Origin of the sequence: Krasilnikovia sp. MM14-A1004 (assembly GCF_047159485.1) — a bacterium.
Lineage (GTDB): Bacteria > Actinomycetota > Actinomycetes > Mycobacteriales > Micromonosporaceae > Actinoplanes.
The window spans coordinates 390,250-405,959 of sequence record NZ_AP038773.1 but is presented as its reverse complement, the minus strand read 5'-3'; the positions used below and the strand labels follow the sequence as shown (position 1 = coordinate 405,959).

The following is a 15,710-nucleotide window of genomic DNA, read 5'->3' as shown; positions in this document are numbered from 1 at the left end:
CCACACCCCTAGCGTGGGGCCTACCCAGGCCACCGCTTGTCGACAGCGGCGGCCCCGAGATCCGGGACGAGAAGATGCGCGCAGAGTTTCATGCCGATCTCATGGAGGTCAATCGGCTCCTGGTCACCATGTCGGAGGCGGTTCGCGCCGCGCTGACGAAGGCCACCACCGCCCTGCTGACCGCCGACCTGGCCGCCGCCGAGGCGGTCATCGGGCGCGACGAGGAAGTGGACGGGATGTACCGCCAGATCGAGGCCCTGGTGTCGGACACCATCGCCCGTCAGGCCCCGGTCGCCTCCGACCTGCGTACGGTCATCACCGCCCTGCACATCTCCGCCGACCTGGAGCGGATGGGCGACCTCGCCGAGCACGTCGCCAAGACCGCCGCCCGGCGGCACCCGTCCCCCGCCGTCCCTGCCGAGCTGCGGCCGGTGTTCCAGCAGATGGCCGAAGTGGCCGGCCGGATGGCCGAAAAGATCACGAACCTGCTGGCCGAGCCGAACGCTGAGGTCGCCGCCGGGCTGGAGAAGGACGACGACGCGATCGACGACCTGGAGCGCGACCTGTTCGCGGTGCTGCTGGCCGAGGACTGGCCGTACGGTGCGGAGACCGCGATCGACGGCGCCCTGCTCGGCCGCTTCTACGAGCGGTACGCCGACCACGCCGTGAACATCGGCGAGCACGTCGTCTACCTGGTCACGGGCGAGTCGGTCGCGAACTGACCGTTTCGGACACGGGCGAGAGGGTCAGCTGACTGACCACCGCCCCGCACGGGCCGCCGGGGCAGGGCCGCATTCGCCGCCCGCCCGGCCGCCCCAACACCGCGGCCGGGGCGCTCCCACAAGGGACGCGACCCGGCCGTGGTGCCTTCAGCGCTCCCGATGCCTCAGCGGCCCTGGTTGGCGACCGCGGCGGCGGCCTCCTTGGCGGCCTCCGGGTCGAGGTACTCGCCGCCCGCCTTCAGCGGCTTGAGGTCCGCGGAAAGGTCGTAGCGCAGCGGGATGCCGGTCGGGATGTTCAGCTTCGCGATCGCCTCGTCGGAGATGCCGTCGAGGTGCTTCACCAGCGCGCGCAGCGAGTTGCCGTGCGCGGCCACCAGCACGGTGCGCCCGGTGCGCAGATCCGGCACGATCTGGTCGTACCAGTACGGCAGGGCGCGCAGCAGCACGTCCTTCAGGCATTCCGTACGGGGCTTCAGCTCGTCGGGCAGGACCGCGTAGCGCGGGTCGGCGACCTGCGACCACTCGTCGTCGTCCGCGATCGCGGGCGGCGGGACATCGTACGAGCGGCGCCAGAGCATGAACTGCTCCTCGCCGTACGCATCCAGGGTCTCCTTCTTGTTCTTGCCCTGCAGTGCGCCGTAGTGGCGCTCGTTGAGCCGCCAGGACCGGCGCACCGGGATCCAGTGCCGGTCGGCGGCGTGCAGCGCGATCTCGCTCGTGCGGATCGCGCGGCGCAGCACGCTCGTGTGCACCACGTCGGGCAGCAGTCCGTGCTCCTTGAGCAGCTCACCGCCGCGGCGCGCCTCGGTCTCGCCCTTGACGTTCAGGTCGACGTCGACCCAGCCGGTGAAGAGATTCTTGGCGTTCCATTCGCTTTCGCCGTGCCGAAGCAGCACCAGGGTCCCCACAGTCATGAGCTCATCCTCCCCCAGAGCGGTCGCGGGCGTACGCGGACCCGCAGTGGCGACCACCACGTGGAAACCCTGCTGCGCGCCAAGATCCGTGCCGATAGCGTGTAAGGCAGCGATGGCGTATCGGTGCTTACGGGTGTACGGGGGTGGGGCGTGCCGGGCTGGCTGCGGCAGGCCGCGGGTGGTTTGCCGCGGCCGTTCTGGTTCCTCTGGACCGGGACGCTGATCAACAAACTGGGCGCCTTCGCCGTCGTCTACCTCGCCATCTACCTGACCAGTGAGCTGCACTTCAGCCAGACCCGGGCCGGCCTGGTCCTCGGCGCGTACGGCGCGGGCGGTGCGCTCGGCACCCTCACCGGTGGCGTCCTCGCCGACCGGTGGGGCCGCCGGCCCACGCTGCTCACCGCCCAGTTCGGCGCGGCGGCGCTGATGCTGGCGCTCGGCTTCGGACGGGGCTTCTGGCAGCTCGCGCTCGGCGCGTTCCTCCTCGGGGTGTTCGCCGAGGCGGCCCGCCCGGCGTTCCAGGCCATGATGATCGACGTGGTGCCCGCGAAGGACCGCTTGCGGGCCTTCGCGCTGAACTACTGGGCCGTCAACCTCGGCTACGCGTTTGCCGCGATTCTCGCCGGGTTCGCCGCGCAGGCCGACTACCTGCTGCTGTTCGCCATCGACGCGGGCACCACGGCGGTCACCGCCGTCACCACGCTGGTGTTCCTGCGGGAGAGCCGGCCCGTACTCGCGCCCCCGGCCGGGCTCGCGCCGGGCCGCCCGGCAGGTCTGGGCGCGGTCTTCCGCGACCGCGTCTTCCTCGGCTTCGTCGGCCTCAACCTGCTGGTCGTGCTGGTGCTCATGCAGCACATGTCCACCCTGCCGATCACCATGACGGCCGACGGGCTGAGCCCGGCCACGTACGGCTGGGTCGTCGCGGTCAACGGCATCATGATCGTCGCGGGGCAGCTGTTCGTCCCCCGGCTGCTGGCCGGACGCCAACGGTCCCGGGTCCTGGCCGTGGCCGCGCTGCTCATCGGCGCCGGCTTCGGGCTCTGCGCGTTCGCCGGGACGGCGTGGATGTTCGCGGGCACCGTGGTGATCTGGACGCTGGGCGAGATGATCCAGTCGCCGTCCAACTCGGCGCTGGTCGCGGAGCTGTCCCCGGCCGAGCTGCGCGGCCGCTACCAGGGGATGAGTTCGCTGTCCTGGTCGGTGGCGACCGCCCTGGCGCCGATCGTGGGTGGCTTCGTGCAGGAGCACCTCGGGGACGCCGCCCTGTGGCTGGCCTGCGCCGGCCTCGGGGTCGTCGCCGCCGCGGGGCAGCTCGCGTCAGGCCCGGCCCGGGAACGGCGCGCGGCCGCGCTGCGGGCCGTTGCCGCGAGCGCGGCGGTCGTTCCGCGAACGCGGCCAGTCGTGGCACGGGAGAAGGTCAGAGAGGTCGCCTGAGGCCCGGCGTCGCCCCCGAGGACCGGCGTCGCCCCCGAGGCCCGGCTTCGCGCCGGAGGCCCGTCGCCCGGAGGTCAGGGTCGCCCCGGAGGTCAGGGCATTCGCGATGGGCGGCGTTCGGGATGGGCGGCCGGGTCGTGGACAGGAAACGGCGCCGCCCAGTGCCGGGCGGCGCCGAAGGTTGGCGCCGGCGGCGGCGGACGACCCCCATCCCCATAGGCGTCGCCCGCACATGCCGCCGGTCTCGGGTCGCGCCGTCCCCCAACGGCTCATGCCACCCGTCCCCGACATCGAACCGCGGCCACCGTTGCCGGTGGACCCGTTCCCCGAACTGACGGCTCGACGTCCAGTGACCACGCTAGTTCGGCCGGTCAACTGTCACAAGCCAGTTGGCTGTCTGCCATCTGTCTGAACCGTCACAGCAGGCGACAGATGCATCAAACATCACGGAAGAACCGCCGATTTTGCGGTCCGCCGGGTGCTGGACAGTGATCCTTCCGAGCCAGCGGGCACTGGGCAATCGTACGGCCCGGTGTCCGTCCGGGGGCGGACCCGACACGCGAACAGTCGTCGAACGTCGCCGGAACGGACGACCCCGGTCAGCCGGCCGTCGCGGGGCCGTCCGACGAGGCAGGGCCCGCCCCCGACGAGCCCGGGCTGTCTGACGCGGCCGCGCTGTCTGACTCGGCCGCGCTGACTGACGCGGCCGGGCTGACTGACGCGGCCGGGCCGTCGGACGGGGCGGCGAAGTGGGCGAACGCCTGCAGGTTCGCCAGGGACTCGCCGCGCTTGACCCGCCACTGCCATTCGCGCCGGATGGCCGTGCCGAAGCCGATCTCCAGCATCGTGTCGAACGACTCGTCCGCGTACGTGACGACCGCGCCGAGCAGCCGGTCCAGCTCCTCCTCGTCCAGGCCCGTCAGGCGAACCCGGCCGGTGAGGTACACGTCGCCCACCCCGTCGATGGAGAACGCGACGCCGTACATGCGGGCGTTGCGGCGCAGCAGCCAGGCCCACAACTGCTCGTGGTTCTCGTCCGGGCGGCGCATGACGAACGCCTCGACGCGCAGCGCGTGCTCGCCGACGATCAGGTTGCACACGGTCTTGAGCTTGTGGGTGCCGGGCAGGGTGACCGCGTACCCCCGGTCGCCGGTCGGCTCGCACGGCAGCTCCCGTTCGGCGCAGACCCGCTCGATGAGCACCCCGTACTCCCCCGTCATGCCGTGCTGGCTGGGCATGCCCTCCCGGCCCTCGCTGCGCTCGGTGCGGTCGGTCATGCCAGGCAACCGGTGAGGCGGGCCGCGATGAGGTCACGGTGCTCGGTCACGGCCTCACGGTAGACCCGCAGCAGCCCGTCGGCCGTACGGTCCCAGGAGAAGTCCGCCGCGTGCCGCACCGCCCCGGCGGACAGCTTCGCGCGGTGGGCCGGGGCGCGCAGCAGCCCGGCCAGCACCCTGGCCCAGTCGCGCGGGTCGTGCCCGTCGACCAGCATGCCGCTGGTCCCGTCGCGGACGGCCGTGACCAGCCCGCCGACGGCCGCCGCGACCACGGGTGTGCCGCAGGCCTGCGCCTCCAGCGCCACCAGCCCGAACGACTCGCTGTGCGAGGGCACCGCCACGAGGTCGGCGGCCCGGTACAGCGCGGCCAGCGCGTCGCCGGTCTGCGGCGGCAGGAACCGCACCGCATCGGCCACACCGAGCGAGGCGGCCTGGTCCATCAGGGACGTCGGCCGGTCCAGGCCGCTGCCGCTGGGTCCGCCGCAGATCACGACGGTCACGTCGCGGGCCAGGTCGGGGTCGCGGCGACGCAGTTCGGCCAGCGCCGCGACGAGTACGTCGGGACCCTTGAGCGGCTGGATGCGCCCGACGAACGCAACGACGAGCCCGCGCTCGGGCAGACCCAGCCGTCGCCGGTCGGCGGCGCGGGTGGAACGCGGCCGGAACCGGTCGAGGTCGACCCCCGGCTGCACGACGGTGACCCGGGTGGGCTCGGCGGCGTAGTGGCCGACCAGGTCCTGCGCCTCGAACCGGGTGTTGGCCACCAGGCGTTGCGCCTCGCTGATGACCTGCTCCTCACCGATCACCCGGGCCTTCGGCTCGGGGCGGTCGCCCTCGGCGATGAACCTGTTCTTCACCTTGGCCAGGGTGTGCGCGGTGTGCACGTGCGGCACACCCCAGCGCTCCCCCGCCAGCCAGCCCACCTGCCCGGACATCCAGTAGTGCGAGTGGATGAGGGCGTAGTGGCCCGGCGGGCGGGCGGCCTCGGCGCGCAGCACACCGTGCGTGAACGCGCACAGCTGCGAGGGCAGCTCCTCCTTCGACAGCCCCTGGAACGGGCCGGCGGTCACGTGCCGTACGGTCACGCCGGGCGTCATCTCGACCACCGGCGGCAGCTCGCTGGAGGTGGCGCGGGTGAAGATCTCGACCTCGACGCCCCGCGCGGCCAGCCGCTTCGAGACCTCGACGATGTACACGTTCATGCCACCCGCGTCGCCCGTGCCGGGTTGTTCGAGGGGCGACGTGTGCACCGAGAGGGTGGCGATGCGTCGGGGGGTCGGCCAACGGCCAGCGGCCGGCAGCTCAGCCACGTCGAATCCCTTCAGAGCGGAAAAGTGACGCGCAAGTGTTACGCCGTCGTTCATCTTCCCCATCGACCCCCACTCCTCCTATGCCCAGGGCGCGCGGGGTGACCCAGCTCTCTTACCGGACCGAACCTGCCCCGCCGCCCCGGAGGTACAAACGCCCGGCGCCGCGCGGGTGATCCAGCTCTCCCACTGGGGCGGCCCGCCCGGCACGGAGCCGTGCGGCAGGATCGACCCATGGTGCAGAAGAACATCGCCGTGGTGACCGGCGCCTCCAGCGGCATCGGGGCCGCGACCGCCCGCCGGCTGGCCGCCGAGGGCTTCCACGTGGTGGCCGCGGCCCGGCGCGCCGACCGGCTCGACGCCCTGGTCGCCGAGATCGGCGCTTCCGCCACCGCGGTCGCCTGTGACGTCACGGCCGACGACAGCGTGGCCGCGCTGGCCGCCGCGGTGCGCGCGCTGGGCGCGCCGGTCACCCTGCTGGTCAACAACGCCGGCGGGGCGCGCGGCGCGGACCCGGTCGAGACGGGCACGGTCGCGGACTGGCAGTGGATGTACGACGTGAACGTGCTCGGCACGCTCCGCGTCACCCAGGCGCTCCTGCCCGACCTGGAGGCCAGCGGCGCCGGCACGGTCGTCACGGTCGGCTCGACGGCCGCCTTCACGGTGTACGAGGGCGGGGCCGGGTACACCGCCGCCAAGCACGCGGAGACCGCGCTGGTCGGCACGCTGCGCCTGGAGCTGGCCGGACGGCCCGTCCGGGTCATCGAGATCGACCCGGGCATGGTGCGCACCGACGAGTTCGCCCTGAACCGGCTCGGCGACCGGGCCAAGGCCGACGCGGTGTACGCGGGCGTCAGGGAGCCGCTGGTCGCGGACGACATTGCGGACTGCGTGGCCTGGGTCGCGACCCGCCCGCACCACGTGAACGTCGACCGGCTCGTGATCCGCCCGATCGCGCAGGCCGCGCAGCACAAGGTGGTCCGGGACCTCTGATGGTCAAGCCGGTCGGTGCGGTCACCCGGGGGACGACGAATCCCAACCGGCTGCGCCGCATCGACGCGTTCCTGGCGTACCGGTGCGGGCCGTTGCTGCGCGACGCCGCCGATCCGCTGGTGGTGGATCTGGGGTACGGCGCGACGCCGGTCACGGCGGTCGAGCTGCGGGCCCGGCTCGCGGCCACGGTCCGCCCGGACGTACGGGTCGTGGGTCTGGAGATCGATCCGGAACGGGTGGCCGCCGCGGCTCCGGCCGCGGACCCGCCGGGGCTGGAGTTCCGGCGCGGCGGGTTCGAGCTGGCCGGGCTGCGCCCGGTGGTGGTGCGGGCGTTCAACGTGCTGCGCCAGTACGCCGAGGACGAGGTGGCCGCCGCCTGGCGGACGATGACCGCCACGGGCGCGTTCCTGATCGAGGGGACGTGCGACGAACTCGGCCGGATCGCCACGTGGACGTGTGTGGACGCCACCGGGCCACAGTCGTTGACGTTCTCGGCCCGGCTGGCCGCCCTGGATCACCCGGCGACGTTCGCGGAGCGGCTGCCCAAGGCGCTGATCCACCGCAACGTGCCCGGAGAGCCGGTGTACGAGCTCCTGCGGACGCTGGGGCGGGCGTGGGACGCGTCGGCGACCCCGTTCGGGGCGCGGCAACGCTGGCTGGCGACCGTGGCCCGGCTCCGCGACGAGGGTCTGCCCGTGCTGGACGGCCCGTCCCGGTGGCGGCTCGGCGAGCTGAGCGTGCCCTGGCCGGAAACGGCGACCGGGCCGGTCCTCCACTGAGGACCGGCCCGGTCTTGGTCGTGCTGGACGTTACTCGCTGATCGTCACGTCGAACCGCGGGTCGGCAGCGACCTTGCGGAACGCGCTCAGGCTGCTGGCGGTCGAGTCCACTGCGATGTTGCGGTCGCCCTCGTTGTCGCTGGCGGTGTCGAAGTAGACGATCGCCTTGACCTGCGGGTGCTGGTCGAGTTCCGGCAGCACGGTGTTGAAGGCGGCGGACTTGTCGGTGGGGTACTTGACGCGGTGGTACATGCCCCACTCGGCGAGCATGACGGGCTTGCTCGGGTGGTTGGTCACCGACCAGTCGTAGAAGCCCTGGCCGCCGCCGGTGGGCTGGCGGTCGAGGATGTCACCGAAGTCGCCGTAGTGGTAGTAGCCCTTCTCGACGCTGACGTAGGAGTCCAGGCCGATCCAGTCGACGACGTCGTCGCCGGGGTACAGGTCCTTCCACCAGGACTGGGCCATCCACTTCTCGTTGCCCATGTAGGCCAGCACGTTGATCGCGTTGGTGACGCCGTTGGCGCGCAGCCGCTCGATGACGTGGCGGTACATGTTGGCGTAGTCCTTGGCGGTCATCCCGGACCCGGCGGTGGGGTTGACGTCGTTCTCCGGCTCGTGGTGCAGGGCCAGGTAGAACTTCTGCTGGTAGTTGGCCTTGACGTAGTTCGACCAGTTGTCGATGCGGGCGTCCTGCTGCCCGGCGGCGACCTTGGCCCAGGTGGTGCCGTAGGCGACCTTCCAGTTGAGCAGCAGCACGCGGGGGTGTGCCGGGTCCCGGGTCATCGCGATCTCGGCCTTGGTGGGGAACTGCTCGTCCCCCTTGTGGTAGGTGTGGAAGATCGCCGCGGTCCGGCCGGTCTTCGCTTCCCAGTCCTTGAGCGCCTGGTCCCGCGGCGCGTCGGTGAAGCCACCCGCGGCGGCACCCCAGAGAACGCCACAGGTGGGCACCAGCAGCGCGTCGGTCACGCACTCAGGGTCCTCGGTGGGCGGCGTCGTCGGCGGCGGGGTCGTCGGCGGAGTGGTGGTGGGCGGCGTGGTCGGCGGCGTCGTGGGCGGCGTCGTCGGCGGGGTGGTGGGTGGCGTCGTCGGCGGCGTCGTGGGAGGCGTCGTCGGCGGCGTCGTGGGAGGCGTCGTCGGCGGGGTGGTCGGCGGCGTCGTCGGGGGCTTGGTGGCCTCCGTACGGCTCCAGTTGACCTCCAGCTGCGGGCCGCCCGTGGTGTCGTCGCCGTACTCGGTGGCGTACAGGCGGGTGACGTCCGTGGTCGACGCGGACTTGAGCACGAACGCGTACGTGCCGGCCTTCGTGACCCACTTGGAGACGTCGAGCTTCAGGATGGTGTCCGTGGTCGCCGGCTTGACCGAAACGGTGGTCGACGACGTCACCGCGGGCGCGTTCGCGGCGGTGAGCTTCGACTCGGTCCACCCGGTCCCGACCGGCTGCGCGCTGAAGGTCGCCGCCACCGGATGCCCGTTCAGGGGCAGCCGCAGCGTCGCGTTCTTGACGACCGCGCCGCTCGGCAGCGCACCGGTCGTGAACTTCACATAGGACAGACGCGTCTCCCCGTCCGCCTTGCCCACCACGAGCTTGTCGGCGGCACCGAAGTTGGCGCTGCGCCGCGTGCTGGAGGTGTATGCGTCGTCGGTGGCCCACTTCGACACGGTTCCCGTGGTCGTCGTGGCCGCGGCTTCGGCGGTTCCCGCCACGGCGAGCCCCCCGCCCACCATGGCACCGGCAACGGCGGTGGAGATGATTACCCGCCTGGCGTCCATCAGTTCCCCCTGACTCGCTGGATCGCTTGTGCCATCCACGGTCGGGAGCGGTGGGTGCGTGTCCGGGCTCTGAACAGGTGCAGGCAAGGTGCACCGAACGGCAGGGTGGAATGCGGCCGCTGACGGGGCTTTCCCCGTACGGTCGGGACGGTCCGGCGGGCCCCTGACGGGCGCGCCGATCACCGTGGTGATCCTCCGGTGGCCTTGATCGGCACCGGAGGGTCGTTCATGAGCGGATCAAGGTGCGGCGCACCCCACCCTGCCGATACCTACAGACAGGCGGCGGGACGCGCGGGCGTCAGGCGGTGGGCGGTGCCTCGCCGGAGATCACCATGTGCAGGGTTTCGATCAGCACATCCGAGGTGAACGGCTTCTTGATCAGCACCGCGTCGTCGGGAATCAGACCCTGGTCGACCGCGATCTCCTTGAGCAGGCCCGACACGTACACGACGGCCATGGTCGGGCGCATCTCGGCGGCCGCGTGGGCCAGCTCTCCGCCCGACACACCGGGCAGGCCGAGGTCGGTGACCAGGATGTCGATGTCGCCCTCCTGGCCCCGGCAGATCTCCAGGGCCTGCTCGGAGTTCCCGGCGACCAGTGCGCGGAAGCCCTTGCGCTCCAGCATGCGGCGCATGATGTCGCGCAGGTCCTCCTCGTCGTCCACGACGAGAACGGTGGGTTGCGCCGGTGCCGGAGCCGCCGTCATGGGGCCTCCCCCAGGGTCGCCGCGAAGGGCGGACCCGGATCCGGCGTACCGCCCGGACGTCCGCCTGCCGCGTTCTCGGCGCCAGGTCAGAGCGCCAGGGTCCAGGAGTCAACGTACCCCGTACGGGCGCCGCGCGGGTTCGTGATCCGCAGCGTCCAGGTGCCGTTTCGCCGGTACGAGCTCAGGTTGAGCCGGTACGTGGTGACCACCTCGCCGCCCCGGACGGTGCTGGTGGCAGCGGTGAGGACCCGGGTCCGGCCAACCGGCGTGACCAGTACCGCCACCGGCCGCCCGCGGTACCCGCCGCGCATCCGTACGGTGACCGACGAGGTCCGGGACGCGAGACCGGCACAGGTGGAGATCACCCGGACCCGCCGGACGGTCTGCCCGCCCTTGACGGCCACCCGGCTGGCGTTGGTGAACGGCCCGCACAGCGGCGCCTTCGGCGTGGAGGCCGTCGGGGTGGGCGTCTTCGCGACCACGGGGGTGTCGGGCCCGGTGTAGAGCAGCCGGTTCGGTGAGCCCGTCCCCGCACCGGTCACGGCGTTCGTGGTGGCCGTGCCGACCAGGGCGTCGCGGACCCGGGCGGGGGTCCAGGTGGGGTGGGCCGCGAGGGTGAGCGCGGCGGCGCCCGCGACGTGCGGCGAGGCCATCGAGGTGCCGCTCAGGTCGGCCATGGCGGTGTCGGAGGTGTACCAGGCGGAGGTGATGCCCACCCCGGGGGCGAACAGGTCGACGCAGGTGCCGTAGTTGGAGAACCAGGCGCGGGCGTCGTCGGAACCGGTGGCGCCGACCGTGATCGCGGCCGGCGCGGAGGCGGGCGAGTACTGGCAGGCGTCGGCATTGTTGTTGCCCGCGGCGACGGCGTACGTGATTCCGGCCGCGATCGAGTTGGCCACCGCGTTGTTCAACGCGGTGCTGCCCGAACCGCCGATGCTCATGTTGGCGACCGCGGGCTTGACCGCGTGGGCGGTGACCCAGTCGACGCCCGCGATGATCGCCGAGTAGGACCCGGAGCCGTTGCAGTCGAGCACCCGTACGCCGACGAGCTGAACGTCCTTGGCCACGCCGGCGGTGGCTCCGCCGATCGTGCCCGCGACGTGGGTGCCGTGGCCGTTGCAGTCCTGGGCGACCGGGTCGCCGTCGATGAAGTCCCAGCCGTTGCGGGCCCGGCCGCCGAGTTCGGCGTGGCTCAGCCGGATCCCGGTGTCCAGCACGTATGCGGTGACGTTGGACGCGGACTGGAAGGTGTAGGACTGCGACAGCGGCAGCGCCCGCTGGTCGATGCGGTCCAGCCCCCACGCGGGATCGGTCTGGGTGTCGGCCAGTGAGATCTTGGCGTCCTGCTCGATGTACTGGACGGACGGGTCGGCGGCCAGCCGTGCGGCCTGCGCGGCGGTCATCCGGATGTGGAAGCCGCGTACGGCCGTGAGGTAGTTGTCCTGGACCTCGCCGCCGTACCGGCGGCCGAGCTGCTGGGAGGCGGAGGTGACCTGGTCGGCGGCGGCCGAGTCCGGCTTGAGCACGACGATGTAGCTGTTGCTGATCGCCTCGCCCGCCTCGGCGGCCAGCACCGTGCCGGTCGGCGCGGTGGGCGCCCCGGCGAGTGCGGGGCCGGCGGTGGCGGCCACCACGGCCGCGGTCGCCAGGCCTGCGGCCATCGCGAATCGGGTGATGCTGATCATCCGAGCTGCTCCGTCTCCGCACCCGTGCGGGTGGCTTGTCGAGGGCAAGTCGCGGATCAGCGTGCCGAGCCGGGGGAAGGCGCCAGTACCCACACGGGTGCGTCCGGGTAGCGATCCGGCCGACGCCCGGTCCGCCGGATCGCTAAGCCGGCTCGGTGGGGGGCCGAAGGTGAGGTGTCAGGACCGCCGCACCGCTATCGAAGGAGCCCCAGGATGAGCGCCACCACCCTGTCGCCCAAGGTCGTCACCGTCGAGTCGCTGTCCGAGCGCTGCGACCGCTGCAGCGCCGCGGCGAAGCTTGAGGTCACCGTGGCGGGCGGCGGCACGCTGGCGTTCTGCGGGCACCACGGCAACAAGCACGCTGCCGACCTCGTGCGGGTGGCTTCCCGTGTGGCGGTTGAGCAGGGATTCGCGTGGGCGGGCGAGGTTCCCACAGCGTGAGCGCTTGACCACATCCGTGGCGTTATGATCGATCCCTCACTTCCGGGCGGATAGGCCCGTAATAGAGGGGTTTTGTCGGTGCGGATCGCGGCGCAGGACGTGGGTCGGCTGTCCCGGGTGCTGTCCGGGTGTGCCGGAGCCACGGTCGCCGCGTCCGCTCTGATCGTGCTGCTCAGCACGGAGCGGACACCGGCCCGGGAGCTCGTCGCCGTACCGGCCGCCGCGCTGGTCACCGGGGGGCTGGCGCTGGTGCTGCACGTGCTGCCCGGCACCGGTCCCGTCGCCCGCGGGACGGCCCGCGCCCTCGGCGCCGTCACCGCCGTCATCGGCGTGGCCAGCCTCGCCCGGTACCCGGCGGCCGGGATCGCCGCGTTCCTCATCGGGCTCGCCCTGGTCGGCATCGACCTCCGGGTCCGGCTGCGGCCCGGCACGGCGGCCCGGTTCCGGCTCGCCGATCCGCTGCTCGGCGCCGCGATGATCGTCGCGCTGGTCGCCCTGGTGCCCCGGATGTTCGCGCCGGCCTTCCCGCCGGGCCGCGCGCCGGCCGGCGTCATGTCCACGTACGTCGCCAGCGCCCTGCTGGTCCTCGCCATCGGTACGATCCTCGCCCGCCCCGAAGCGGGCCCCCTGCGCACCGCCGCCGCGGCCGGTCCGGGCACCACCGTGCGGCATGCGATGCCCCTGCTGGTCGCCGTTCCGGTCGTCGCGGCCGTGGTCAGCGCCCTGGCGGGCCGTGCGGGCGTCAGCCGCCCGGTCGCCGCGATCAGCACCGGGGCCGTCCTGACCGCGCTGGTCCTGCTGGCGTTGGCCGGCCGCCTGGTGCGTTCGCTGGACGCCGCGGACCGGCGCCAGCGTGACCTGGTGGCACAGCTGCGCGACCGCGGCGAGTACGCCGACACCCTGCTGCAATCGATCAACGAGGCCGTGATGGTGCTCGACGCCAACTACCGGGTGCTCGACGTCAACCGGCGCTGGCACGAGCTGTCCGGCCGGCCCCCCGAGGACGAGCTGGGCCGGCGCCCGGACGGCCTGCCCCCGGTCCGGACCGGCGAGTGGATCGGCGAGATGCGGGTCCGCCGCCCGGACGGCGCGGACGTGCCGGTGCTGGCCACGATGGCGCCGATCCCGGACGCCGCGGGCCAGCCGCGCGGCTACGTGGCCACGTACGTCGACATCGGCGAGCGCAAGCGGGTCGAGCAGGCCCTCTCCGAGCGCGCCGGCGAACTGGAGCGCAGCAACCTCGGGCTGCGCGAGACGAACACCCGGCTGGAGGAGGCCCTGGCCTTCAAGAACGACCTGACCTCGATGCTGACCCACGACGTGGCGCAGCCGATCAGCTCGATCGCCAGCCTGGCCGAGCTGCTGGCGGCGGACTGGGCCGAACTGCCGGACGACATCCGGCTCGAACTGGCCACCAAGATCGACAAGAACACGCGGCGCCTCATCAAGATGATGAACGACCTGCAGTTGCTGTTCCGGCTGGACACCGGCACGGTGACCGCCCGCCGGACCCCGGTCCCGCTGCGCGAGCTGGTGGAGACCGTCGCGGCCGACTGCGCCCCGGAGGCGGAGATCGACATGGACGACGAGCTGGCGGCGCTCGCGGACCGCGGCCACCTGGGGGCGGTGGTGCAGCACCTGCTGACCAATGCCGTCGCGTACGGTGACGCGCCCGTGCAGGTGCGGGCCTGGCAGCTGGGCGAACGGGTCGAGCTGATGGTGCAGGACCGCGGCCCCGGCATCCCCGAGGAGTTGGTGCCCCGGCTGTTCGACCGGTTCGCGCGGGGGGCCGGGCTCGGCCTGTTCATCGTGCGCCACCTGGTCGAGGCGAACGGCGGCTCGGTCCGCTACGAGCGGGCCGAGCCCCGCGGCGCCCGGATGGTGGTCGCCCTGGAGGAGGCGGCGGTACGTGGCTGACCGCGCCCGAACCGGGCGCGGTCAGCGCTTCACCGCCCGCACCGGGCGCCTCAGTAGTCCAGGGCCCCGCCCCGGTCCGCTTCGTTGATCATTCCGTCGCCCCAGACGTCCTGGGCGGACATCCGCTGGCCGCCCATCGGGGCGCTGCCGTGCCCCCCTGCCGGGACGTTCCCGGCGCCACCCGTGGCCGGCCAGGTGCCCGCCGCCCCGCCGCGTACCGGGCGGTTGCCGGCGATGCGGCGGCCCGGTGCCAGCACGTCGTCGAGGTCGGTGGTGCTGTGGATACCGGGCGCCGAGGTGATGTCGACGATCTCGTCCGGGGTGTCCGGCCGCCGGGCGGACATGTCGGCACGGCCCGTGGCCGCGCGGTTCGCCTTGATCCGCGCCGCGACCGAGGCGGGCGATGCGAGATCGGACCGGTCGCCGGAGAGCCGCTTGGTGCTCGCTCCCCCGAACGCGGCCGTGCCGGCCAGCTCGCCGGACTCGATGAGGTACTTGAACTCCTCGAGATCCATCTTCAGCCGGCGGTTGAGCGTCTCCTGCCCGTGCCTGTCGCTCGGCATGAGGTACGCGATGTCGGCCTCCATCTGCGCGACCACCTGGGTACGCATCTCACCCAGCGGCCGGACGGTGATGGTCTCCGCCAGCAACGGGCCTTCCATCGTCGACCAGGAGACCCGCTCGTCGAGCGAGCATTCGGTGATCTGAGCGTCGAACTCGCGACGGTGGCCGTCGACGTCCATCACCCAGTGAGTCTGGTCGTCGCCGGTCGTGGTGACCCGATGCACGCCGGCCATGAAGCGCGGGTAGTTCTCGAACGTGGCGAGCTGCTCGTACACCATGTGCAGCGGCGCGCCGATCTCGATGGCCTGCTGAACCATGCTCATCGCGTCATCTCCCCCATGCTGAAGTGCTGGCATGACAGAGAGTACGTAGAAGTGAACTGTTCGCGTCTGGTTTCTCGTCAGATCCGGCGCAGGTACTGCCAGCGGCCCACCTCGACTGCGTACCGGGCGTCGCTGGCGGCCAGCAGGGGGACGCCCGCGTCGCGCAGCAGCGCCACGATGCGCGGCGACGGGCTGCGCCACGCCTCGCTGATCTCCACCGAGGTGCCGGTCGAGCGGCACGCGGTGGCCAGGGCGTCCACCAGCTCCGCGGTGACCACGCAGTCGTCGAGACCCACCTGGGTCAGCAGGCTGAGCGGGCGGGCGAGCTGGGTGGGCGCGTACCGGGAGGCCCGCTCGACCGCGTGGATCATGGCGGTGACGGCCAGCTCGGCTACCTGCTCCGGCGTGAGGTCACCGGTGCCGAGCATGGCGCGGATGTCGCGCGGGCCGACCGGGCCGTCCGGCAGCGGCAGCCGGGACATGGCGACCGAGACCGCCTCCAGCTGGCCGAGGTCGGTCGGGAACGCCAGCCAGCCGTCCGGCTGCACGATCTCGATCTCGGCGGCGACCCGCAGGGTCAGCTCCGTACGGCGGCTGGCCCGGCGCACCGCGTCCGCGTACGCCTGCAGCCAGGTCGTCTCCGGCCCGGCCTGGTCGGCGAACGTGAGCGCGGTCAGACCGGCACGGTCGGCCGCCGACACGACCACCCCGATGGCGTCGCGACCGGCCGAGAAGCCGGTGTGCACGTGCGCGTCGACGAGCAGGTCGACCGGGCGTGCGGCCCCGACGGTACCGCCACCCACGATGACTGATTCCCGCTCCACACTCACCTTGTGCTCCCGGACCTCTCTGCGACGAGTGCTCCCCGCCTCGCAGTT

Annotated in this window: 14 protein-coding genes; 6 read left to right on the top strand and 8 right to left on the bottom strand. The window is 72.5% G+C overall.

Annotated features, from left to right (window positions below; translation table 11 throughout):
- Positions 1-74 precede the first annotated feature (74 nt).
- Positions 75-722, top strand: coding sequence for a phosphate signaling complex protein PhoU (gene phoU / locus ACMCNN_RS01960; protein WP_412744455.1), 648 nt, complete (start codon positions 75-77; stop codon positions 720-722).
- Positions 723-886: 164 nt separating this feature from the next.
- Here phoU and ACMCNN_RS01955 read toward each other — a convergent pair whose 3' ends face one another.
- Positions 887-1,636, bottom strand: coding sequence for a phosphoglyceromutase (locus ACMCNN_RS01955; protein WP_412744454.1), 750 nt, complete (start codon positions 1,634-1,636; stop codon positions 887-889).
- Positions 1,637-1,786: 150 nt separating this feature from the next.
- On the opposite strand from ACMCNN_RS01955, the gene ACMCNN_RS01950 reads away from it, so the two are divergent.
- Positions 1,787-3,070: an MDR family MFS transporter gene (locus ACMCNN_RS01950; protein ID WP_412744453.1), complete on the top strand. Its 1,284-nt coding sequence runs from the start codon at positions 1,787-1,789 to the stop codon at positions 3,068-3,070.
- 599 nt (positions 3,071-3,669) lie between these two features.
- Here the strand turns inward: ACMCNN_RS01950 and ACMCNN_RS01945 are convergent.
- Together ACMCNN_RS01945 and mshA are read right to left on the bottom strand one after the other, a co-directional pair.
- On the bottom strand, positions 3,670-4,290 hold the full coding sequence (locus ACMCNN_RS01945; protein ID WP_412747021.1) for a YbjN domain-containing protein: 621 nt from the start codon (positions 4,288-4,290) through the stop codon (positions 3,670-3,672).
- A 53-nt stretch (positions 4,291-4,343) separates the two neighbouring features.
- Positions 4,344-5,657: a D-inositol-3-phosphate glycosyltransferase gene (gene mshA, locus ACMCNN_RS01940; RefSeq protein WP_412744452.1), complete on the bottom strand. Its 1,314-nt coding sequence runs from the start codon at positions 5,655-5,657 to the stop codon at positions 4,344-4,346.
- A gap of 231 nt (positions 5,658-5,888) precedes the next feature.
- Between mshA and ACMCNN_RS01935 the strand changes: the two genes are divergently transcribed.
- Both ACMCNN_RS01935 and ACMCNN_RS01930 read left to right on the top strand, forming a co-directional pair.
- Entirely contained in the window at positions 5,889-6,647 is a 759-nt protein-coding gene (locus ACMCNN_RS01935) for an SDR family oxidoreductase (RefSeq protein ID WP_412744451.1), read from the top strand.
- Complete coding sequence (locus ACMCNN_RS01930; RefSeq protein WP_412744450.1) at positions 6,647-7,426, top strand: class I SAM-dependent methyltransferase; 780 nt, start codon at positions 6,647-6,649, stop codon at positions 7,424-7,426. The genes ACMCNN_RS01935 and ACMCNN_RS01930 overlap by 1 nt, the downstream gene beginning before the upstream one ends.
- Positions 7,427-7,456: 30 nt before the next feature.
- On the opposite strand, the gene ACMCNN_RS01925 is transcribed toward ACMCNN_RS01930, so the two are convergent.
- The 3 genes from ACMCNN_RS01925 to ACMCNN_RS01915 all read right to left on the bottom strand — a co-directional run bounded on the left by ACMCNN_RS01925 (position 7,457) and on the right by ACMCNN_RS01915 (position 11,584).
- Positions 7,457-9,196, bottom strand: coding sequence for a DNRLRE domain-containing protein (locus ACMCNN_RS01925; protein ID WP_412744449.1), 1,740 nt, complete (start codon positions 9,194-9,196; stop codon positions 7,457-7,459).
- A 298-nt stretch (positions 9,197-9,494) separates the two neighbouring features.
- Positions 9,495-9,902: a response regulator gene (locus tag ACMCNN_RS01920; RefSeq protein ID WP_412744448.1), complete on the bottom strand. Its 408-nt coding sequence runs from the start codon at positions 9,900-9,902 to the stop codon at positions 9,495-9,497.
- A gap of 86 nt (positions 9,903-9,988) precedes the next feature.
- On the bottom strand, positions 9,989-11,584 hold the full coding sequence (locus tag ACMCNN_RS01915) for a S8 family serine peptidase (RefSeq protein WP_412747020.1): 1,596 nt from the start codon (positions 11,582-11,584) through the stop codon (positions 9,989-9,991).
- Between the two features lie 216 nt (positions 11,585-11,800).
- On the opposite strand from ACMCNN_RS01915, the gene ACMCNN_RS01910 reads away from it, so the two are divergent.
- Together ACMCNN_RS01910 and ACMCNN_RS01905 are read left to right on the top strand one after the other, a co-directional pair.
- Entirely contained in the window at positions 11,801-12,028 is a 228-nt protein-coding gene (locus ACMCNN_RS01910) for a hypothetical protein (RefSeq protein ID WP_412744447.1), read from the top strand.
- A gap of 78 nt (positions 12,029-12,106) precedes the next feature.
- Entirely contained in the window at positions 12,107-13,945 is a 1,839-nt protein-coding gene (locus ACMCNN_RS01905) for an ATP-binding protein (protein WP_412744446.1), read from the top strand.
- Between the two features lie 50 nt (positions 13,946-13,995).
- Here the strand turns inward: ACMCNN_RS01905 and ACMCNN_RS01900 are convergent, their stop codons facing one another.
- Positions 13,996-14,832, bottom strand: a complete 837-nt coding sequence (locus ACMCNN_RS01900; protein ID WP_412744445.1) for an SRPBCC family protein — start codon at positions 14,830-14,832, stop codon at positions 13,996-13,998.
- A 77-nt stretch (positions 14,833-14,909) separates the two neighbouring features.
- On the bottom strand, positions 14,910-15,662 hold the full coding sequence (locus ACMCNN_RS01895; RefSeq protein WP_412744444.1) for a hydrolase: 753 nt from the start codon (positions 15,660-15,662) through the stop codon (positions 14,910-14,912).
- Between the last annotated feature and the right edge of the window lie 48 nt (positions 15,663-15,710).